Annotated in this window: 1 pseudogene; it reads left to right on the top strand. The window is 64.6% G+C overall.

What is annotated here, in order from left to right:
• Positions 1-390, top strand: a pseudogene (locus tag EN861_RS34395) (protein translocase subunit SecDF); the annotation flags it as partial.

Below are 390 nucleotides of genomic sequence, written 5' to 3'. Positions count from 1 at the left end.
CCGGTTCCGTACCTGATCGAGAACCGCGTCATCGTTTCCGGTGAGAATCTGGTCGATGCGCAGGCGACCTACAATTCGCAGACCAACGAGCCGGTCGTTTCCTTCCGTTTCGATTCCAAGGGCGCGACCCGCTTCGGCCAGGCGACGGCGCAGAATGTCGGCAAACTGTTTGCCATCATCCTCGACAACCAGGTGATTTCGGCGCCGCAGATCCGCGAGCCGATCCTCGGCGGCACCGGCCAGATTTCCGGCAATTTCACGCCGCAGAGCGCCAATGACCTAGCGGTGCTGCTGCGCGCCGGCGCGCTGCCGGCAACGCTGACGGTCATCGAAGAGCGCACTGTGGGGCCGGGCCTCGGTCAGGACTCCATCCACGCCGGCAAGGTGGCG

The organism is Mesorhizobium sp. M8A.F.Ca.ET.218.01.1.1 (assembly GCF_004791165.1).
GTDB lineage: Bacteria > Pseudomonadota > Alphaproteobacteria > Rhizobiales > Rhizobiaceae > Mesorhizobium.
The sequence above is the reverse complement of the archived record's forward strand: the minus strand, read 5'-3'. Positions and strand labels throughout refer to the sequence as shown.